A 21,415-nucleotide genomic window follows, 5' to 3' on the forward strand; every position below is an offset into this window, starting at 1 on the left:
TATGATAGCATGAAAACAAAAGGAAACTAAAGTTCAAACACAAGAGGTATTTTAATTATGGAAAAATTAGTAGACGATTGTTTATTCTGTAAAATTATTCGTGGTGAAATTCCAAGCTACACCGTTTTTGAAAACGACGATGTTAAAGCTTTCTTGGACATCTCACAAGTAAATCCTGGTCATACATTAATGGTGCCAAAAAAGCACATCGTTAACTTGTTTGACTACACCAAAGAAGATGCACAACAATACTTGCAATACATTCCTGAAATTGCCAACGCAATTAAGAAGGCATTCCCTAACGTAACCGGTATGAACATCACTACCAACAACGGTAAGTCCGCTAACCAAGTAGTTATGCACTCACACATTCACTTTATCCCTCGTTTTGAAGGCGATGGCTTGAAATTAATGACTCGCAACAACGCTGACAAATACGATGAAGCAAAATACAACGAAGTTGCAGATAAGATTAAAGCTCAATTTTAAGAGGTAAACAAATGAAACGCTTTTTATTAGGTACCGTTTTTGGCGCTGCTGCTGGATTCGTTTTTTCTTGCCTTACAGATAGCGATGGCAACCGCCCTGGTAAGCCATTAAAAGATGAATTTGAAGCACTCAAGCATGAAGGCAATCGCTTTAGCGAAGCATTAACTAAGGCTAAACAAGCTAGCCATGACTTAAGTGAGCAATTGCCTGCAGCTGAGCGTACAGTCAGCGATATTAGTGATGACATTGAAAAATATTCAAGACATATTCAACCAACAGTAGATCGAATGAAGCAAAAAGGTGATGAAATTAGCCAAGACTTGGATTCATTGACTACTTCGGACGATCAAACTGACGAAAAGGACTAAGAAAAATTAAAGAAAATTTGATTTTTCTATGAATATTCGCTATTTAAAAACGATTTGCTCATTTTTATGGTATATTAGTTGACAGTTACTTATTTAAGGATGTGGAGATTTAATTATATGAAGAGTTATATGAAGAAAATTGCTGCAGTCGTTGCTGTAGCTGGTGTTGCATTATCTACTGCTGCTTGTTCTAATAGCGGCAATAACGCTACTGTTGCTTCCTACAAGGGTGGTAAGATTACCCAACAACAATACTACGATGAAATGAAGAAGTCACAAGCTGGTAAGTCAGCTTTGGCTAACATGATTATCAACCGTGCTTTGGAACAACAATACGGCAAGTATGTTTCATCAAAGAAAGTTGACAAGCAATACAACAACTACAAGAAGCAATATGGCTCACAATTTAGTGCTGTTTTACAACAAAACGGCATGACTGCTTCAAGCTTCAAGCAAAACTTAAAGACTAACCTTCTTTCTGAACAAGCATTAAAGCACATTAAGAAGATTTCAAAGAAGCAAGAACAACAAGCTTGGAAGAGCTACCAACCTAAGGTAACTGTACAACACATTTTAGTTGCTAAGAAATCAACTGCTGAAAGCATCATTAAGCAATTGAAGGACGGCAAGAGCTTTGCAAGTTTAGCTAAGAAGTACTCACTTGATACTGCTACTAAGAACAAGGCTGGTAAGCTTCCTGCATTTGACTCAACTGACAACACTCTTGACTCATCATTCAAGACTGCTGCATTCAAGCTTAAGACTGGTGAAGTAACTTCAACTCCAGTTAAGTCACAATCTGGTTACCACGTAATTAAGATGATCAATCACCCAGCTAAAGGTAAGTTTGCTGATCACAAGAAGGCTATCGATGATGAAATTTATGCATCAATGGCTCAAGATCAAGCAACTATGAAGGACGTTATCTCAACTGTTTTGAAGCGTGCTGATGTTTCAATCAAGGATAACGACTTGAAAGACGTATTGGCATCATACGTTTCAACCACTAGTGCTACTAAATAATTAATTTATTAGTAATTAAAAAATACGCTAAGATAAAAATCTTAGCGTATTTTTTTACGTTCTTTTATTATTCCAAATGCTTAGCTTGATCTAATGCTGGATCATACTTTGGACGGTAGTAACGCTTACCATCTTGACTTTGCAATGGATCAGTAAACGTCCCTTTTGGCGTATGTTGTAAAGCATTGGTTACTGCATAAACTGCCGCATCCAAATCATCAATGCGGTGCAATAATTCAGCTTCAAGAAGTGCTGGGAGTTTTGGTGAACCATATTCAAACCGGCCGTGGTGTGACAATACCATATGTCTAAGCAAAAGCAAGTCTTCAGATTCAAGATCCATCTTTAAGTCTTGAGCTGCCAGCATAATTTGTTCATCAATTAAAACTAAGTGTCCAACCAAATTACCCTCTGCAGTATATTGAGTAGCTGCTGGACCAGATAATTCCAGGACTTTACCCATATCATGTAAAATACATCCCGCATAGAGCAGTGAGCGGTTTACCTGTTCATAGTTATCAGCTAAACCACGTGCATCTTTAAGCATCGACAAGGTATGAAAAGCTAAGCCGCCTCGAACAGCGTGGTGGTTGCTTTTTCCTGCCGGATAATCATAGAAGCGTTTGTCCCATTTTTTCAACAAATATTGGACAATCATCTTCCAGTTCTTGTTTTCGATCTGATCAACAAATTGATTAATTTCAGCTTGCATATCATTAATTGGTTCTGGAGCTGACTTGATAAATTGATCTAGCGAATATCCTTCTTGAGGTCCTACTACTCTCAAACTATATATACGAATTTGGGGACGACCTTGATACTCTTCTCTTTTACCATTTAACTCTACGATCGTACCGGTGCTAAAAGTTGCCGCATCTTGATTATTTGCATCCCAAAAATTACCGCGAATCTCGCCTGATCCATCGCCAAATTGCATTGCTAAAAAAAGCTTATTCTTTTTATTGCGTCGCAATTGCGAATTTTTGATCAAAACGACAATATCCATTTCTTCACCATCATTATAATCTAAGAGTCGTTTAAGCATTTTCTTGTCCTTTCGTGAAAGTTAAAGGCTGAATTCCTAATTTTTCGACCAAGTTTTCTTGAGCTGTAAAAATTAACACTTGATTGTTTTCACTTATCTTTTTCAATAACTGCTCAATATATTTTATCCGCTTGTCATCGAAGTTAACAAATGAATCATCAATCAAAATTGGCAAGTTAATTTCATCTTTAATTTGTTCAACAAAGGCAAGCTTTAGAGCAAAGTAAAGTTGTTCTGCTGTACCGCGAGATAAATATTTAACATCACGCTTTTTGCCATCTTTTCTGACAACTGTTAATTTTTTGCCTAGATCAATGTCAACATAGCGGCCACCTGTAAGTAAAGCCAAGTATTCTTTAGCTGCTTTTAACATCTTAGGGAAGCGTTCATTTGAAGCTAAATCAAGTGAACGACTAATCCATTTGGATGCTAATAAATTAGCTAAATATTCCTTGCTGCTATTAGCAAAATTGGTTTCGGCATTAGCTAATTCCTGCTTTGCTTCAAATACAGCGGTAGAATCTGCCATATTGTTTAATTTGACTTGCACTTGAGCTACTTGCTGCTGCAAATCATTTATTTCATCATTGGCAGAACTAATTTGCTCATTCAATTCATGCAATTTTTGCTCTAATTCATCTGGCTTAGAGTCAGCTAATTCAGTTAAATCATCATTCAAGCTCTTCTTGAGTGCTTCAATTTGAGTCTTAATTTTAGCCTGCTCTAATGAATCTTGATACAAAGCATCATAGTCAGCCATATTTTGCACGCCAGCTTGTGCAAATAAAGTCTGTAGTTTCAGACCCAATTCTTTCAAATCTTGCTTATCTTGCTTTAAAGACGACGAAAGAGTTAGTCTTCTTTGACCGATTTCTTGAGACTGATCGATTTTTTCATCTAATTCATCGATTCCGTTTAAAACGGAGCCAAAATCATTCTCTATCGGCTTTTTCAGCGCATTTTGTACACTCGTGGCCAATTGAGAGACTTCTTGATTAATCTGGTTCAATTGCTCGTTATTGGCTTTTTCAGCACTTTCTTTTAAGTGATACTGGTTTGCATTAGACAACAGGTTATTAACATCCAAAGTATCAGGATTTAAACCATATTGCTTTTGAAAATCTTGTCTTTTTTGAGCAACTAATTTTTGTTTTTCTAAAATAGCTGCATTTTGCTTATTGGCATTATTGCCTTTAACATAACCAATAGCCAAAAAGATTAATCCAGTAATTGCAGCAATCACGCCAGCTGTTCCCACCATGACTAGGAAAAGCAATCCAATTGCGGTAAGTAGTGTCCCAACTATATACCAAATTTTATCATTTGAATTGTTGCTAACTGCTTCATTTCTATTTTCTTGTTTAGGTAAAGCCAAATAGTCAGCTTGAAGCTGCCTTAATTGATCTGGCGTTAAATCAAGAACTTTTCTAGTATCAGGAGATAAAGTAAGAATTTGATCTTTTTCTTGTTCAAGTTCATCAGCTTTTTGCATGCAAACACGATATTCTGCTTGCCATTGAAGTAGTTGAGGTTTTTGTTGCACAATCTTTTTATTGGCAGCTAAATTAGTCTGATCATCTTTATCTAAATCGGCTAATTGGTCTTCCAAAGACTTAATCGTCTTTTGCAAATTACGACCTTGAGCCATGATGTCTTGCGCTTTTTGATAATTTTCACTGTCAAAAGACGTATCCTTAACTCGCTTTTGCAAGTCCAGTAAAGTTTGATAATTACCCAATTCTTTTTGCAAATCGCGCAATTCTTGGGCACGTTTTTGTAATTTTTCTAGAGCTTGCTGCTTAGTCTTTAATTCATCATTTTTAGCACTTAAATCGCGATCAAGTTCTTTATAGTCATTAAATTCAGCTTGCGTTTGAGCTAATTCGCCGCGATCATTTTCCATTTGCGTAAGCAGACGATTTACTTCTGGCTTTTTACCAGTTTTCTTAAATAGCTTCCCTGCTTCTTTAGCAAAATCATCGCGCATCTCAAGCAATTTACCACTATCTGCTGCACCTAAATAATAAATACGCTCCAGCAGATCTTCTTGGCTTAAACTGCTTACCTGCCCCAGCATTTCTTGGTTAAAGATAAAGCTGTCAGCATAAAATGAACCATCAATATTTTGAATTTGATCAAAAAATAGGCTTTCAGGCACTACCTGTCCATCTTTTTTAACAGTTAAAATGCCTCGCTTGGTTTTGTCACCTTTAGCATACAAACGTTCTAGTTCGTATTCGCCATCTTCTGCTTCAAAAACAAGGCTACCGCCCATCGGACTAACATGAGCTAGTGGCGTATAATCTTCAAAAAATGGCGATGAATTACTACGCAAATGAAAGCCAAACATGATTTGCTTAATAAAAGCTACTGTAGTACTTTTTCCTGCTTCATTTGCACCAAAGAAGACGTTAATTTCTTTACTTGGCAAATCAAAAGATTTATTTGAAAACTGGCCAAAATTGATGATATTAATTTGTTTCAGTCTCATTTTTAATTCCTTTCAATCTGCTCATTAACTTCACTTCAGTCAATTGCTTAACGGCTTCAATAAATTTAGGATCTTCTGCTAAAGCAGCGGCTTTTGGATCTTTCTTCTTCCAATCATTTACGATTTTGGTGAATTCATCTATATCAAAAATTTCTGCCTTAGCCTTTTCAAAAGCTTGTTGATCATTTTCATTCAATTCAAGACTAGTATTAGTTTCATAGCGCACATCAACTAATTGCGAATCAAATGGTAAATTTTGAGAAACTGTTTGCCAAAAATCAGTATCGGCAGTTAATTCTCGCTCTTCTTCAGTTAAATACTGTGCCCCTTTAATAGTTAAACTAAAGTAAGTTTTTTGCTTAGTCTGACTCAACGCATCAATGATTTGGGTCTGCAAGCTTGATTTATCGATTTCTTGCTCTAAGTTAATTTCTGCAGCTTGCCAGACAATTGGACTAGTCTGCTTAAATTCGATGCTTGTTTTTTTAGTCTGTTCATCAATCTCACCAAGATAGCATCCCTTTTCGCCCATTTCATTAATATGACGACCCTGAATATTACCCGGATAAACAATCCAAGGCTTTTCTGACAAGTTATTACGAGCATGAATATGGCCTAAAGCAAAATAATCATAATTAAGGTTTTGCACTTCACGTACAGTAAAAGGAGCGTAAACGTTATTAGCTTGCGCCTTTTCTTGTGCGTGCATTAGGCCAAAAGTATAATCAGTTCCTTTTTCAGGAAAATCTGGGATCATATCATGAGTAATATGGTTATTTAAGTATGAAAAACCAACTACGTCATAAGTAAAACCATCTTTAGTAGTAAAAGTGGCTTTCTCTACTTTTTCGTTATCACCCAGCAATTTAAAATATGGCGTTTTTTCAACTAAGAGATCGTCTTTCTTCATATGATCATGGTTACCAAAAATCATGACCACTTGAATCTTCTGATCAGTCAATCGCTTAATTTCTTTAGCAAAAAATAATTGTGATCTAGGTGATGGCGTACTGCTATCAAAAGTGTCACCTGCAATTAATACTAGATCAACATTTTCTTCTAATGCTAGATCAACAATCTTGGTTAATGATTGATCAGCTGCTTGATATATTTGGTTGAATTCCTTAGATGGCAAAAAAGATAGCCCACGAAATGGACTATCTAAATGCGCATCCGCAAAGTGAATAAATTTCATCGCGAATTCTAGTTTCTAAGATCTTCATAAAGATCATTAATTGGCTTTGAGTATGCCTTTTGGATTTCGTTAAGCAAGTCGTACAAGTCTTGTTCAGACTTAAGCATGTTAACGATCTTGTCGTTCTTTTGTACTTGATCATTCAAGTCTTTGTAAGCTTGTTGGTCTTCTGCACTAAGAGGTTGACCTGCTTGTTGTGCACGCAAGATCTTAGCTTGAAGTTCATCCATCTTCTTAAACATAGCTGAACTTTCGCTATCTTCTTCTACTGCCTTAATAGCCTTTTCTAAAGCCTTGTATTGATCAGTTTGAGTTAAATCTTCTGCTAACTTATTAGCTGAATCGTAAATATTAACCATTATGGTCCTCCTAAATTTTATTGGCCAAGAAAGCCTTTCAGATTATTATACCATTCATTGATCTTCTGTCCTGCAGAACCTAGACCATCTTGAATTTTTTGCCCTAATCCACCGGTCCAATCAGAGTTGGAACCATTATTCTTCACAATCTGGTTAGGGGCTTTTTCAGTAAACTGGGTTTGAGCCGTATATGGCAAAATACCTTCCATTTCAGCCTTATATAGCCGCGTAATTCCAGTTTCAGAAATTCCGCGCATGTAGTGCTGCTTATTGGTTCGGTCAAAACCAACCCAAGTTGCTACAACGATATCTGGCGTATAACCAACAATCCATTGGTCTTTAGTACCAAAGCCATATGAGTTAGGTACTTCAGTTGAACCAGTCTTTCCGGCAACACGGAAACCATTTGGTTGAGCTGATTGACCAGTACCGTTAGTAAATACCCCGAGCATCATTGTGGTCATTTCTTTTGCAGTATTTTCAGAAATAACGCGGTGCGTATCTGCATTACCATTTTCAGCTAGTACATTACCACTTGCATCAGTAATCTTAGTAATAAAGAAAGAATTATTAGGTAAATTACCTTTGTTGGCAAATGCGGAGTAAGCATGAGCCATTTGAAGTGGTGATACACCTGATGAAAGACCACCAAGGGCTAAAGCCAAGTTTCGGTCACTCTTTGGCACTTTAATGCCGAAGTTTTCAACTGATTGTACACCTTTGCCTACACCAATCTTATCAAGCAGCCATACAGCTGGCACATTTTTACTTTGTTCCAAAGCCTGATACATTGGAATCTTATCAGAGTAGCCATTATCAACGTTATGTGGCTCATAGCCATTTTTACCAAATTTTTGTAACTTGTTAGACAATTCAGAATCATAATGATAGCCATTCTGAAGTGCTGGTGCATAAACGGCTAATGGTTTAATTGTTGAACCAGGCTGACGCTTCATTTGAGTGGCACGGTTATAGCCACGGAAGACGTGTTGTCCGCGTCCACCAACAACTGCACGTACAGCTCCAGTATTAGGATCCATAGCCACACTAGCACCTTGAGCTTCAGTACCATCAGTACCGTTTTGTGGGAAAAGCCAACTTTGTTCAAAAGTATCTTGCATTTTACCCTGGTAATTTTGGTTAAGGGTGGTGTAAATCTTCAGACCCTTATTCATTACCTGTTCTTCTGTTAAGCCATATTTACTGATTGCTTCATCAACAACAGCATCAAAGAAGTATGGATAACGATAGCCATCCTTATTTCTAAAAGTATTCTTTAAAGTAAGGCCTTCTTTAGAATATGCCTTTGCTTGAGATGCAGTAATTTTGCCATTATCAGCCATCAAGCTTAAAACCAAATTACGCCGTGACAATGCGTTAGCCATGTGATCTACAGGGTTGTAAAAACTAGGATTACGCAACATCCCTGCCAAAGTGGCTGCTTCACCTACAGTAACTTGACTGGCATCTTTACCAAAGTATCGGCGACTAGCATCTTGCACGCCCCAGACACCATTACCAAAATATGCATTGTTCAAATACATGGTCAAAATGTCTTTTTTGGAGTAAACATGATTGATCTCAATCGCAAAGAACAATTCTTCCAGTTTTCGTGAAAAAGTCTGTTGCTGCGTAAGAAGCGAGTTCTTAGCTAACTGCTGTGTTAAGGTTGACCCACCACCGGTGACTTGACCATGGTGAATAACCAAACTAATTGCAGCACGAGCCATTCCTTTTACACTAAAGCCCGGATTTTTCCAGAAAGTACGGTCTTCTGTTGAAATTACCGCATTTTGGATATTTTTTGAAATCTTATCATATTCTACAAACGTACCTTTTTGTGAGTATAAAGAACCAGCTTTTTTGCCTTTATAATCATAAATAGTAGTTGTAGTTGAGAGCGATGCTTTTAAATTTGAAATATTCGAAGTTTTAACTTTGATTGTATAATATGTACAAGTTAAAAGCATCAAAGTGAGTAGGATTAAAATAATCCAGCGTCCGATAAAGAAGCGGTTATCAAAACGATGCCAAGCATCCTTAAAGCCACTTCTTTTTGGTTGGTCATTATTCATTAACAATGCTCCTTTAATTAGAAACAAGAAAATTGTATCACATTATGAAAACACTTGTTTATAATCAAGTTAGACTTAGGAAATATTTATGGTTTATCATTTTACACTTATTTACCCGAAAAATCTTGATCCATTGCCTGTTAGCGAGGTATTACGCAAATTATTAATTCCGCGAAAATGGCGCCATTATTTGCGAATCGAGCATAACGTTACTATTAATGGTGAGTATCGTTACTTTAACGAAAAAGTTTTTCCTGGCAATGAGATCAATATCAAACTAGATCACATTGATTCGCTGCAGCAAACTTATCCTGCTAGTGACAATATGCCTGACGTGGTTTATGAAGACGACAATGTGTTAGTAATTAATAAGAAAAAAGGACAAAAAACACATCCCAATTTAAATGAAACTGATACCGCACTAAATGACTGCGCCACTTATTTAGGCAGCAGTCCTTATATTGTGCACCGATTGGATATGCTGACTGGAGGGCTTTTATTAGTTGCCAAAAATCCAGCAGTGGTTCCTATTTTAAATCGTGAATTAACTACTAAGATTTTTCATCGGGAATATTTAGCAGAAGTTAATAATATAGATAGGTTAAAACAAAAAGGCACCATCTGTTTTCCAATTGGTCAAGATCCTGATGACCAAAGAAAAAGAATGGTGCGCGATGATGGACTTAAAGCCGTAACTCATTATGAAGTTTTAAAGAAAAATCCTGATAATACGGGTACGGTTAAATTGACACTTGAGACCGGGCGAACTCATCAAATCCGCGTTCATTTAGCTGCAAGTGGTTGCCCTATTGTGGGAGATCCGCTCTATAATCCTGATTTCCATGAAGGAGAAAAATTGCAGCTAACAGCTTATCAAATGTCCTTTATTGAGCCATTTAGTTTTGAAGAAGTTAAAGTTAAGTTGCCTAATTATAGGTAAAAATAAGACTGCAGTTCTATTGATAGAGCTGCAGTTTTTTGTTGGCATATTTACAAATCAAAGAAATGAGTATAATATATTAAAAAATTAATCTTTTATTAATCAAGTTGAGGAAGTGCATGTTAATTGAGAAAATATTCTTCAAACGATCTTAAAACTCGAAAATTTATTCGTTCACGTAAAATCAGTGCTATTCTTCCCTGGCTTGGAATCTTAGGAATGCTCTTCCTTGTTTTTTCACTAATAATGTCTGGTCTTCTTTTATTCATAGTTGAATTAGGTTTTATCGCTAATTTCTATTATTTTATCGATAGTTATAATTGGTTAGCTGATCGTTTATTATTTGATCCTAAAAAGAAAATGCTAACTCATGAAAGAGATAGACTTGTACGAATAATGATGGTAGTTTTTATTATCTTAGGTTTAGTAACAACAGCTCTACTTGCCTGGCTTCAAAGTCAAAACTTTTTGTATTTTGTTGCCGGATTATGTTTTATTAGTATCTGCTACTTTGGCAGTCGAGTAATTGAAAATTGTTTAGTTATCTTTCACATTCAATTAAATAATTGGAATAAATTTTATAAAATAGTGGCTACAGGAACTATTCTTTTAACTGGATTAGCAGCACTTCTCTTATATTTCAATATGTTCATTTACTACATCTACTTCGCTATAATTGGAATAATCTATTTGATTACTTACTATGTTTTAATTGAAGTGTATCGCCGAGTTGGAAATGATTTAGGCGGTCATAAATTCTTCATCGATTTACCTGATAATCGTTTTGCAAATAAATATCAATTATAAAAGCCTTGTCATCGGAATTTTTCCTGACAAGGCTTTTTTCATTACTTTTGATAATGCAAAACACTAGGATCAAATGACTTTGTATCCTTAACACCTGTATACATCATCATTTCTGCCAATTGTTCATTCATTTGCTTAAGCTTATTTTCAACTGCTTTCGTACCACTTTGAAGCAATTCTGACAAAATTCCGCGGCCAATTAATACCGCATCAGCACCCATTGCTAAGGCCTTATATGCATCATAACCACTCATCAAAGAACCATCGGTATAAATTTCCATGCCACTGCCTTCAAGTACCTTTTTAATATCTGGCAAAACTGCTAGTGGCGGAACGCCAAATGGTACGCGGCCGTGGTGGTGTGAAACTACGATTGCCTTGCATCCCGCTTGGCGCGCCTTCAAAGCATCAGACACAGATAAAACGCCTTTAGCAATAAATGGCAACTTAGTACTTTCTGCATAATGCTTCAAATCAGCCATCGTAATTGAACCTAAAGGAATACCATCAACCACGTCATATTTACCATTCTTACCAGCAATATGATCAATGTCGATTCCTACGGCTACAGCACCATGATTTTCCGCAAACTTAATCTCATCCAAAATCTTGTGGTGATCCGCAAAAGGTTTAATAATTCGAATCGTATCTCCGCCTTGACTAACGATTTCACCATATTCTTCATTGGTCTCCATACCAATCCAATTAAGCAAATCCATATTGCGAGCTGCGACCGCCTTTTCTTGCATCGGCTTTCTTGTTTTATCGCTCAATACTTTATTCAAGTGTGATAAAGCAGCTGGCATCAATGGAGATGCGTACTTTTTACCCAAAATTGTTGTAGTCAAATCCGGTTCAACAGAATCGATAACGCGCATTTCTACTAAAATATTATCCAAGAATACGCGGTTATGAACATTGGCATCATCCGCCTTGCCGCTAGTTACCGGAATCATCCCTTTAGGACCAGGCCATGGACTGTTTGTTTCTTCTTTTGGCGTTTCTTCATGCTCTATCATAGAAGAACCAGAACTCGCATCAATAGTTTCAGAAGCACCAGTTACTACATCATTTTTATCTTCTTTGCTCATATTTATGCCCTCCTAATCAAAATTCTTTCATTCCTATTCTACTAAATAATTCTAGAAATAAGGACTATCTGTTTTTTAAAGCAAAATATTTGCATTTTTAAAAATAATCATATCTATTTTTTGAACTTAGTGTATAATCAATAGCTGTGTGTATTTTTCACTTATTTTTTCTAGAGGAGTAAAAAGTATCTATTATGGAACATACTTGGATAATGAAGTACTTTGCCGAATTTTTCGGTACGATTATTTTGGTAGTATTTGGAAATGGTGCCGTAGCTAACTCAGTTTTAACTAAAACTGGTGGTAACAGCCACGACGGTCAAGCAAACGGTGGTTGGTTATTAATCGCCTTCAGTTTTGGCTTTGGTGTTATGTTACCAGCAATGATGTTTGGTTCAATTTCTGGTAACCACTTGAACCCTGCAGTTACCCTTGCACAAGCTTGTGCCGGTGCCTTTCCATGGAACCAAGTTCTACCTTATATCTTGGTTCAAATGTTAGGAGCTATTGTAGGACAATTATTATTGGTCGCAGTATATTGGCCATTTATTGCCAGAACTTCTAGCGATGACGCTGTTTTTGCCAGTTTCTCTACTGGTGATATTGCTGACAGTAAATTCAACGGTTTTATTACTGAATTTGTTGGTACAGCTATTCTTCTATTCGTAGCTGTTGGTTTATACCGTGGCATGTTCTTTAAGCAATCAGAAGACATTGCTAACATTGGTGTAGGTTTCTTAATTACCGCATTGGTTATGGCTGTTGGTGGTCCTACTGGTCCTGCATTAAATCCAGCAAGAGACTTAGGTCCACGTATCGTTTATGCCCTTTGCCCACTACCACATAAAGGTTCAGCACACTGGGACTACGGTTGGATTCCAGTTGTTGCCCCAATTGCAGGTGGTATCTGCGGAGCACTTTTATACAAAGTTGTATTTGGATTGTAAGAATAAAAGCATCCCTATCAGGCAATGTCATTAAGTTAAGGCATTGAAAAATTAATAACTTGATTTCTAGATCATTCATTTGTGATTCTATCGCATTTGAATGATCTTTTTTTATTGACATTTTTTAAAACAAAATTATACTGTTTTAATAAAAATATAATAAAAGGAATCTGTAACTCATCTAAAGTTACTAAAAAATTCTTGGAGAAAAGGTTTTGATTAATGATGAAACAAAAATTTTTAAAGATATTTGTTATCTGTTATCAGCGTAATCCTTAGGTGGATCATAATTATAGCAGCTATTGCAGTAAGTATCTTTATAAGAAAATATTACGAAAGTGAGCAGAAGAGCAAATGAACTCTGCTCATTTTTCATTTTAAAAAGAAAAAACTGAATCAAAATGATTCGGTTCACAAAGTCAAATCTTCATCAATGCCTTAACTTAATGACATTGCTCAAATTGAGATGCGTTTTTTGCCTAAAGAATACCTTTTTATCTCTTTACAAGATTATCCTCTTTTTATGGAAGTAATTAAACATATTCTTCTTTTCACTTAACAATAAAAGGCTTATCAAAACCTCTATACTATTTTTGTCCATTAGACTAACAGCCTTCTTATAAAGAAGTTTAGCTTGCCCTATTTTAGTCAAATTAATCAAATATAATATTTTTAAAATTTATATCATTTTATTTTCATTTTGCAAGTAATATGATATATTATTTTTATCAAAGAAGAAATGACTAAACAAGTCACTTTGATGGGGTCTAGAAAGGTATATTATGTCATTAAGATTTGCTAACAAGAAAAAGCTAGCACTTTATGCTCTCCTGGCCTGCATAAGTGCTTGTGGTAATGTCGTTATCGCTTACGTTTCTAAAATAATGTTGAACAGTGCACAATATCATCACGGTTCACTAAATCAATTAATACTTATTGCTTTAATCGGAGCTGCAGCATTAATCACCATTATGTTTCTGAATTTCGGGTATCGATATCTACGCTATGATATTACTCGCGATATCAATCTTCATTTAAAAGAAGAAACAATTAGTTATTTGGTTAGTCAACAGGCTGATTCTCAAAAAGAAGGGCTTAATTTGATGACTAATGACTTAAAACAAATTGAGTCAATGAAAATCAGTAATGAGCTAATGATCATTTCTGAAGCAACTGCTTTTATAATTTCGATCGTAGTTGGACTTTTAAATTCCTGGCTATTAACAATAATTTTTGCAATTGCCACTATTATTCCAGGTTTCGTTCAAAAATTATTTATTAAAGATATTCAAAATAAAGCAAGCATCTGGGAACAGAAAAATGCTAACTACACTCAAGCAGTTACTGATGCAATTAACGGTTCTAAAACTGCAATGCTTTATGATGTTCAAATTCCAATTGTTTCTTACGTTATTAGGCAAGCTAAGCAAATGGAAAATGCATTGCGGACATTAAATTATACTCAAGGAGCTATTTCTTCCATAATTATTACAATTGCTGATATTTTTAGCTTTATCATTCCATTTTTAGTGGGTGCAATTTTAATGTTTAATGGACAAATTGGAGCTGGAACCTTGATCATGATTGTTCAACTATCCAATGATTTTATCAATCCAATAACTATGATCTTTGATCAGATTAACCAAATTAACTCCACTAAACCTATTTGGGACAAAATTGAGAAAGCACTTAACAATAAACCAACTAATAATACCCTTTCTCAATCAGCCTTAACATTTGATCAATTAAAGGTTAAAAATCTATCTTATAGTGTAAATAAGAAAATCATTTTAAAAGATGTTTCATTCTCACTAAAAGCAAATGAAAAGATACTTTTAATGGCGCCAAGTGGATTTGGTAAAACAACTTTACTATGCCTTTTGATGGGACAACTTACACCAAATACTGGATCAATTGAGATTGATCAAAAGAATTTGACCGGAAACTGGCAAGCAGCTCATGACTATTTTGGTTACATAAATCAAAAGCCATTCCTGTTCGATCGAAGTCTTCTATTCAATTTAACTTTAGGTAAAAAATATACAGAAGAGGAATTGAACAAAGCAATCAAATTCTCCGGATTAACAGAACTGGTTAATGAAAAAGGATTTGATTATCAAGTTGGTCAGAATGGTAATAATCTTTCAGGCGGACAAATTCAACGAATCGAAATTGCTAGAGCTATATTAGCAAGACGCCCAATCTTATTAGCCGATGAAGCAACCAGTGCTTTGGATAATAATTTATCATTACAGATTCATCAAACCTTATTGAAAGATTCTAATTTTGCAGTGATTGAAGTTGCACACAAAATTTCTCAAGAAGAGAGAAAGCTATTTGATAAAATAATTGATTTGAGTAAATAACATATTATTTACAGTTAATGTTTGGGACAGCTAAAAGCTGTCCCTTTTTAATTACACGCGAGTTCTTATATGGTATTAATCGACAACAAATGGTACGTTGCACCAATCGAATTAAATAGATTATCCCTAATCTCCTTTTTCGCAATATTCTTCATTATTGTTATTGTGAGACAAATCAAGAGAAAAGAAGTTAGTTGGAAAAAAACAGTTTACTGCTTCTATTTCTTATCTACTTATGGCTTCTTTTAGATCTAACACTCTTCCCGATTCTAATATTCTCTCCTGGAACTAAGCCTTTAACTTTAGGATTTGGCAAGCAAGTATTTATAAATCTGCAATTAAACGTACTGGGATCCTATCTTCCAATTCAGTTAATTTTCTGTTCGCCCCATTATCATTCTTTTCAATATTTTTAATACACAAAAAATATTGAAATCAAGAAATGCATTTTTGCTTACCTAAATAATGCCTTTTTGCAGTGCCATAAAAATTGTTACGATCAATAGATCAGCACTACCACCTAAGCTATAATTCTTCTCTTTGAATTCTTTGTTTAATTCTAAGAGGATTTTTTTACCAGCGATAGTTCTGTATCCTCCTGCAGTTAAATACTCTTCTGCTTGCTTATGTGCCCAGTCAATAACATCAATATTGCCAGCGCGCTTAATTAAGTTAGAATCTTCTACTTGGCTCACAATTTTCATCAACGTATCAAGCAAACGCGTATTTAAATCTCCGTGGCTTTTTTCTAAAAACGGTAAGGCAACGTTTTTTATAAGCGGATAGCCTGCCTCTGCTTCAGCACGCACGCCGCCCTTACCATATTTTAAAAATTGCCTTTCCCCAGCCGTATCACTTTTTTGTCCTAAATCATGTTGAACTAAGCCTTGCGTCATCTTCTGAATTACTGCAAATTCATCTTCTTGATAATGCTCACAATATGCACTGGCACAGACAAACAAGCCAAGTGAAAAAATTGCACCTTTATGGGTATTAATCTTGTTAGTAGCTTCAAACATTGTTTTTTCCGCTTGAATTCCGGCTTGACGCAACTGTCTAAACATTTTTCTTAAATCTTTATCAGTAAAATTAGCGCCAATCTCAGCAGCTTGTTTGAAGTATTCCCTTAAACTCAAGCTACTATCAATAAACAAATAGACATCCATATCAGGATGAGGGCCTCTATCAGTGGGATCAACTAGTCCGGGCTTAGGATTAGTGACTACTTCATATAAAAGTGCTTTTTCTGCATTTTGGGCAATTTCTTGTGGTGACATACAACCATCCTTCATCTTGATCTAAAATAATTATGAGATAAACACGCAAATAAGAAAAGAGATAATGAATGCACTATAAATATAAAAGCTATCATATCGCTGACATTGGCGACTACTTAAAAGTTTTCGCTTGTACGGCAGTAATGTCACAACCGATAATGGCAATGATTATAAGCATTAATCAACCTAATTCAACGCAAGATATATTTGGTGTCTTGTATAATTTGGTCAAATATACTGCGCCAGCTTTCATTTTTGGTATTTTGTACACCACCATTCGCACTAGCGATGAACAAGGCAGTTTTTCTTATCAAAAACATCTGAAAGCAAATTGGTCAAACTTGTTCGTGCCGACTATTTGGTGGACGTTGATTTATTTATTAGGGATGCCATGGTTGCAGCAAGTTGATCATTTTCATAATCTAGGCTCATTTTGCTGGCAATTTATCAACGGTAATGCGGCGCCACACTTGTGGTACAACACAATGATGCTCCAATTTATCATTTTGATGCCTATCTTTTGGCTTATCAGTCGCTATGTTCAAAATATCAAACGCGGAATTGCAGTAGCCATTGCCACGTTCATTCTTTATTTTGCCTGGCTATATTTTTACGACTATTATGTTTTCCGTGGCGTACACGAACACGATTGGTACTTACTTGATCGCATTTTCATTTCATTCTTTATTTATGGAGTCTACGGTGTTTTAGCCTGGCAATTTAGAAATTACTACAACCATCTTGTTACTAAATTTTGGTGGTTAATTTCAATTATCTTTATTGCTTGTTTTATTTGGACAAATATTGAATTACATAGATTCGGGCATCCCGTTAACTTTAATAATGCTCCTTACTACAAGCCGTCAATGACACTTTACTGCTTGGCAGTTATCGCATTAATCTCCGCATTTTGTCTGCACCAAGTAAGAAAAAACTCGCAGACTAGCTTGAAAGTATTCCACTTCCTAGCTATCTATGCTTATCGTGCATATTTGTCTAATGTCTTTTGGAACCAACTTATTTGGCGTGGATTAAATATGCAATATCACGCTAAATTTCATCCACTTTTAACTCTATTTGGCACTTGGATTTTAACCTGGATTCTATCATTTTCATCAGCTTATCTGCTTCATGTCTGGTGGACGAAAACAAAAGAAATAATTGCAAAAAAATAAAGCTCAGCAACAGCTGAGCTTTATTTTTATTAATGATAATCAAATGATTATTCTTCGTTCAATGATGAACGGTCGAATGAAGCATCCTTAAGTTCGTCATCGATAGTCTTAGTACCTAACCAACCGATCATTTCCTTCATAGCGTCGGTGATAGCTTCAGTACCTGGCAATAACAACTTACGTGGGTCGTAACCCTTGTTAGCCTTGTCTAAGTCCTTGCCAGCTTCGATGTATTCACGAGTTGCCTTTTGGAATGCCAATTGGAATTCAGTGTTGATGTTAACCTTAGCGATACCAAGTGAAATAGCCTTCTTAACTTGGTCTTCAGGAATACCTGAACCACCGTGAAGTACAAGTGGTTCTTCTGGAACTGCTTCAGCAATTTCCTTAAGACGGTCGAAGTTCAAGCCCTTCCAGCCTTCTGGGTATACACCGTGGATGTTACCAATACCACAAGCAAGCTTGTCAACACCAGCAGCAACGAAAGTCTTAGCGTCTTCAACTGATGCTAATTCACCACCGTCAGCACCTTGGTTTTCACCAATCTTACCAATTTCAGCTTCAACTGAGATACCACGTTCGTGAGCTAACTTAATGATTTCCTTAGTCTTTGCCAAGTTTTCTTCAGTTGGAAGCTTGTGACCATCAAACATAACTGATGAGTAACCAAGTGCAATACATTCCTTAGCTGATTCGAAGTCACCGTGGTCCAAGTTCAAAATAACTGGAACTGAGATGTTCATTGAATCCATTTGGTCAGCAACCATGTCCTTAACGAACTTGTAGCCACCCATGTACTTAGCAGCACCAGTTGATACTTGGATCAACAATGGAGTTCTAGTTTCTTCAGCAGCACGTAATTCTGCACGAGTCCATTCCAAGTTGTTGGTGTTGTATGCACCTACAGCGTAGTGGTTTCTACGAGCATCTTTAAAGATTTGATTACCGTTATCAAAATAAGCCATTAAAAAATACCTCCTAAATATCTTACAAGCATATTGTACCTTATTAATTCGATTATGAACAATTTTTCACAAAATGTAAGCGCTATTTTTTAAATTTTCATATTTTTGCTTACATTTCCTTAGGAGCATTTACGCCTAAAAGTCTGAGTGACTCTGTCAAAACGATTGATGTAGCTTGAACTAAGGCAAGACGAGCACCAATTTTATCGTCCTTAGTTAAGATCTTCACGTTTGCGTAGTACTTGTTAAATTTCTTAGCTAAATCAAGAGAGAACTTAGCAATTACTGAAGGTTCAAACTTTTCACTAGCTCTTGCCACAATTCTTGGGAAGTCTGCTAAGTCTTTGGCTACAGCAAATGCCCAGTCATCATCAAGAGCTAAATCACTGTCACTTGGCTTTTCACCCATTGCAGCTGCTTTACGTAATACACTTTGAGCACGAGCGTTAGTGTATTGAACGTAAGGACCAGTATCGCCTTCAAAACGTACTACTTCTTCTAGGTCAAAGTCGAAGTTATCAAGACGATCGTTCTTCAAATCGTGGAAGACAACAGCACCTACGCCTACATCGTGAGCTACTTGGTCTTGATCAGCTAAATCAGGGTTCTTTTCTTGGATTTGCTTCTTAGCAAGAGAAACAGCATCCTTTAATACTTGATCAAGGAATACTACGTTACCTTTTCTAGTTGATAACTTCTTACCGCCTTGAGTAATTAAACCAAATGGAACGTGGTGAATTTCATCAGCCCAGTCGTAGCCCATCTTTTTAAGTACAGTCTTCAATTCAACAAAGTGTTGTGCTTGTTCGTTACCAACAACGTAAAGCATCTTAACGAAGTTGTATTCCTTCATTCTCCATTCAGCAGCAGCCAAATCACGAGTTAAGTAAATCGAAGTACCGTCTGACTTAACGATAATTGCTGGGTTTTCATCTTCACCCATGTCAACAACTTGAACACCGCGAGATTCGTGCAAAAGACCTTTTTCCTTTAATTCATCAATTACAGGTTGCATCTTGTCGTTAAAGAATGCTTCACCATTGTATGAATCAAAAGTTACGCCCAATTCCTTGTAGATACGCTTAAAGTCTTTAAGTGAAACTTCACGGAACCATTTCCATAATTTAACAGCTTCTGGATCGCCATCTTCAAGCTTCTTGAACCATTCACGACCTTCATCATCGAGTTCAGGGTTAGTTTCTGCTTCTTTGTGGAATCTTACGTAGTAGTGGAAAAGACTCATGATTGGGTCTTTCTTAACGTCTTCTTCGTTACCCCAGTGCTTGTAAGCAGCGATCAACTTACCAAATTGTGTACCATAGTCACCAAGGTAGTTAATATTGATTGGAGTGTAACCAACTTTTTCCATAGTCTTAGCAATTGAGTTACCAATTACAGTTGAACGAAGGTGACCCATTGACATTGGCTTAGCAATGTTAGGAGAAGACATATCGATTGGAACATTACCTTCACCCAATTTTTGATCGCCGTAATGTTCTTTTTCAGCTAAAACATCTTTTAAAGTTGATGAAACTAACTTTTCATGGTCGATAGCAAAGTTAACGTAAGGGCCAACAGCTTGAATGCTTGCAAAATTGTCGCTGTTTAAGTTTTCAGCAATATCCTTAGCAATGATTGCAGGATTCTTGTGCATAGTCTTAGCCAAAATAAATGCTGGGAAAGCGTAGTCACCCATCTTAGCATTCTTTGGACGTTCAATTAATGCAGCAATTTTTTCTTTAGGCAAATCAACTTGACTTGAAACTAAATCAACTACTTCGTTTTTAAAGTCCATTTTCTTCCTCTTTTCAAACAAAAAAGCCTATTCCTATTTCTAGAAAGAGACGAGTTACTAACCCGCGGTACCACTCAGTTTGATACAAAGTATCCGCTTATTTAAATCATTATTTTAATCAGTTAAACACGCCTTCGTTATTCCCTGATATCCAACTTCCACCAACTTGGACTCGCTAAAAAAGGAAAAATAACTACTACTTTTAACCTACTAGCAAGAATGATTATAACAGGAATACCGTAAGCTTACCACCAATTTTCATTAAAATCATTAATGGTTCTTGATAACTACCTTAGTTCCATTAGGAATATTATCCATGATCCATTTAGAATCAGGTACACTTAAACGAACACAGCCGTGTGAGCCTTGAGTTCTGCCTAATTTAGATGCTTCTTTTAAATTATAGCTGCCATCGCCTTTAGTAGGCACAGAGTGGAACAAGTAAACATTATCAGGACTCCAGCTAGTCCAATTGTTAGCTCCTTCATTTAAGTTATAGTTAAAGAAACTGTCGCCTCGGCCGCCTTCAATCGTATAAGTACCAGTTGGCGTTAAAGACTTACCTTTTTTGAAAATGCCAGCTGTAGACAGCATAGTGTAAATTACCTTGCCTTTTCTTAACAAGTAAGTACGATTACCTTCAAGTGACACACGTAAGGTTAAATCTTTTTCTGTAGGACTAATCTTAGGGTGCTTCTTAGTCTCACTCTTCTTATTCCATGTACCTTCTTTTCTTAAGTCTTTAGGATCCTTGTATGGACGGAAAATCTCAGTATTTGGTTTAGCAGTTTTCTTAGTTTTTTTCTTTGATTTTGTAGTCTTGCTTTGCGTAGTAGCTGCTTCTTGTGAGACATCGGATTTTGGTGCACAAACCTTAGCCAAACCGATGATTGCACCAAATGCTAGTACAATACTCGCTACTCCAATAATAATGTTTTTCTTCATAAATATGTTAATCTTCTTTTTTCAAAATAATTATCACTATTATAGTTAATGCTTTGCGTATA

Annotated in this window: 18 protein-coding genes; 8 read left to right on the forward strand and 10 right to left on the reverse strand. The window is 36.1% G+C overall.

Annotation, left to right across the window (positions count from 1 at the left end; all coding sequences use genetic code 11):
• The first annotated feature begins 57 nt into the window (after window positions 1–57).
• The 3 genes from RDN22_RS00675 (at window position 58) to RDN22_RS00685 (ending at window position 1,880) form a co-directional block, all read left to right on the forward strand.
• On the forward strand, window positions 58–489 hold the full coding sequence (locus RDN22_RS00675) for an HIT family protein (protein ID WP_013438466.1): 432 nt from the start codon (window positions 58–60) through the stop codon (window positions 487–489).
• A gap of 11 nt (window positions 490–500) precedes the next feature.
• Window positions 501–857 carry a YtxH domain-containing protein gene (locus RDN22_RS00680; RefSeq protein WP_308554909.1) on the forward strand — a complete coding sequence of 119 codons (357 nt, stop codon included), beginning with the start codon at window positions 501–503 and terminating at the stop codon, window positions 855–857.
• A gap of 117 nt (window positions 858–974) precedes the next feature.
• A complete protein-coding gene (locus RDN22_RS00685) occupies window positions 975–1,880 on the forward strand; it encodes a peptidylprolyl isomerase PrsA (RefSeq protein ID WP_308554911.1) in 906 nt (301 codons plus the stop codon).
• 67 nt (window positions 1,881–1,947) lie between these two features.
• Here RDN22_RS00685 and RDN22_RS00690 read toward each other — a convergent pair whose 3' ends face one another.
• Genes RDN22_RS00690 through RDN22_RS00710 form a run of 5 tightly spaced genes read right to left on the reverse strand, consistent with a single transcriptional unit; the run spans window position 1,948 to window position 9,045 of the window.
• Complete coding sequence (locus RDN22_RS00690; protein ID WP_308554913.1) at window positions 1,948–2,925, reverse strand: HD domain-containing protein; 978 nt, start codon at window positions 2,923–2,925, stop codon at window positions 1,948–1,950.
• Window positions 2,918–5,416, reverse strand: a complete 2,499-nt coding sequence (locus RDN22_RS00695; protein WP_308554915.1) for an AAA family ATPase — start codon at window positions 5,414–5,416, stop codon at window positions 2,918–2,920. Before RDN22_RS00695 ends, RDN22_RS00690 begins: the two co-directional genes overlap by 8 nt.
• Entirely contained in the window at window positions 5,397–6,611 is a 1,215-nt protein-coding gene (locus tag RDN22_RS00700; protein WP_308554917.1) for a DNA repair exonuclease, read from the reverse strand. Before RDN22_RS00700 ends, RDN22_RS00695 begins: the two co-directional genes overlap by 20 nt.
• An 8-nt stretch (window positions 6,612–6,619) precedes the next feature.
• Window positions 6,620–6,970, reverse strand: a complete 351-nt coding sequence (locus RDN22_RS00705; RefSeq protein ID WP_308554919.1) for a YlbF family regulator — start codon at window positions 6,968–6,970, stop codon at window positions 6,620–6,622.
• 17 nt (window positions 6,971–6,987) lie between these two features.
• Window positions 6,988–9,045, reverse strand: coding sequence for a PBP1A family penicillin-binding protein (locus RDN22_RS00710; RefSeq protein ID WP_308554921.1), 2,058 nt, complete (start codon window positions 9,043–9,045; stop codon window positions 6,988–6,990).
• Between the two features lie 88 nt (window positions 9,046–9,133).
• On the opposite strand from RDN22_RS00710, the gene RDN22_RS00715 reads away from it, so the two are divergent.
• Together RDN22_RS00715 and RDN22_RS00720 are read left to right on the forward strand one after the other, a co-directional pair.
• Window positions 9,134–9,985 carry an RluA family pseudouridine synthase gene (locus RDN22_RS00715; RefSeq protein ID WP_308554923.1) on the forward strand — a complete coding sequence of 284 codons (852 nt, stop codon included), beginning with the start codon at window positions 9,134–9,136 and terminating at the stop codon, window positions 9,983–9,985.
• A 126-nt stretch (window positions 9,986–10,111) separates the two neighbouring features.
• Window positions 10,112–10,792 carry a hypothetical protein gene (locus tag RDN22_RS00720; RefSeq protein ID WP_308554925.1) on the forward strand — a complete coding sequence of 227 codons (681 nt, stop codon included), beginning with the start codon at window positions 10,112–10,114 and terminating at the stop codon, window positions 10,790–10,792.
• Window positions 10,793–10,833: 41 nt separating this feature from the next.
• Here RDN22_RS00720 and RDN22_RS00725 read toward each other — a convergent pair whose 3' ends face one another.
• Window positions 10,834–11,883, reverse strand: coding sequence for an alpha-hydroxy-acid oxidizing protein (locus RDN22_RS00725; protein ID WP_308554926.1), 1,050 nt, complete (start codon window positions 11,881–11,883; stop codon window positions 10,834–10,836).
• A gap of 194 nt (window positions 11,884–12,077) precedes the next feature.
• Here RDN22_RS00725 and RDN22_RS00730 point away from each other — a divergent pair, with 194 nt between their 5' ends.
• Both RDN22_RS00730 and RDN22_RS00735 read left to right on the forward strand, forming a co-directional pair.
• Window positions 12,078–12,830, forward strand: coding sequence for an MIP/aquaporin family protein (locus RDN22_RS00730; RefSeq protein WP_308554928.1), 753 nt, complete (start codon window positions 12,078–12,080; stop codon window positions 12,828–12,830).
• Window positions 12,831–13,612: 782 nt separating this feature from the next.
• Complete coding sequence (locus RDN22_RS00735) at window positions 13,613–15,196, forward strand: ABC transporter ATP-binding protein (protein WP_308554930.1); 1,584 nt, start codon at window positions 13,613–13,615, stop codon at window positions 15,194–15,196.
• 458 nt (window positions 15,197–15,654) lie between these two features.
• Here RDN22_RS00735 and RDN22_RS00740 read toward each other — a convergent pair whose 3' ends face one another.
• Window positions 15,655–16,473 (reverse strand): triphosphoribosyl-dephospho-CoA synthase, encoded by an 819-nt coding sequence (locus tag RDN22_RS00740; protein WP_308554932.1) that lies wholly within the window; start codon window positions 16,471–16,473, stop codon window positions 15,655–15,657.
• A gap of 68 nt (window positions 16,474–16,541) precedes the next feature.
• Between RDN22_RS00740 and RDN22_RS00745 the strand changes: the two genes are divergently transcribed.
• Complete coding sequence (locus RDN22_RS00745; protein ID WP_308554934.1) at window positions 16,542–17,648, forward strand: acyltransferase family protein; 1,107 nt, start codon at window positions 16,542–16,544, stop codon at window positions 17,646–17,648.
• A 47-nt stretch (window positions 17,649–17,695) separates the two neighbouring features.
• Here RDN22_RS00745 and RDN22_RS00750 read toward each other — a convergent pair whose 3' ends face one another.
• The 3 genes from RDN22_RS00750 to RDN22_RS00760 all read right to left on the reverse strand — a co-directional run bounded on the left by RDN22_RS00750 (window position 17,696) and on the right by RDN22_RS00760 (window position 21,353).
• Window positions 17,696–18,613 carry a class II fructose-bisphosphate aldolase gene (locus RDN22_RS00750; protein ID WP_308554936.1) on the reverse strand — a complete coding sequence of 306 codons (918 nt, stop codon included), beginning with the start codon at window positions 18,611–18,613 and terminating at the stop codon, window positions 17,696–17,698.
• A gap of 109 nt (window positions 18,614–18,722) precedes the next feature.
• Window positions 18,723–20,408: an arginine--tRNA ligase gene (gene argS / locus RDN22_RS00755; protein ID WP_308554938.1), complete on the reverse strand. Its 1,686-nt coding sequence runs from the start codon at window positions 20,406–20,408 to the stop codon at window positions 18,723–18,725.
• Between the two features lie 270 nt (window positions 20,409–20,678).
• Entirely contained in the window at window positions 20,679–21,353 is a 675-nt protein-coding gene (locus tag RDN22_RS00760; protein WP_308554940.1) for a L,D-transpeptidase, read from the reverse strand.
• Window positions 21,354–21,415: the final 62 nt, after the last annotated feature.

Source organism: uncultured Lactobacillus sp., from assembly GCF_902491705.1.
Lineage (GTDB): Bacteria > Bacillota > Bacilli > Lactobacillales > Lactobacillaceae > Lactobacillus.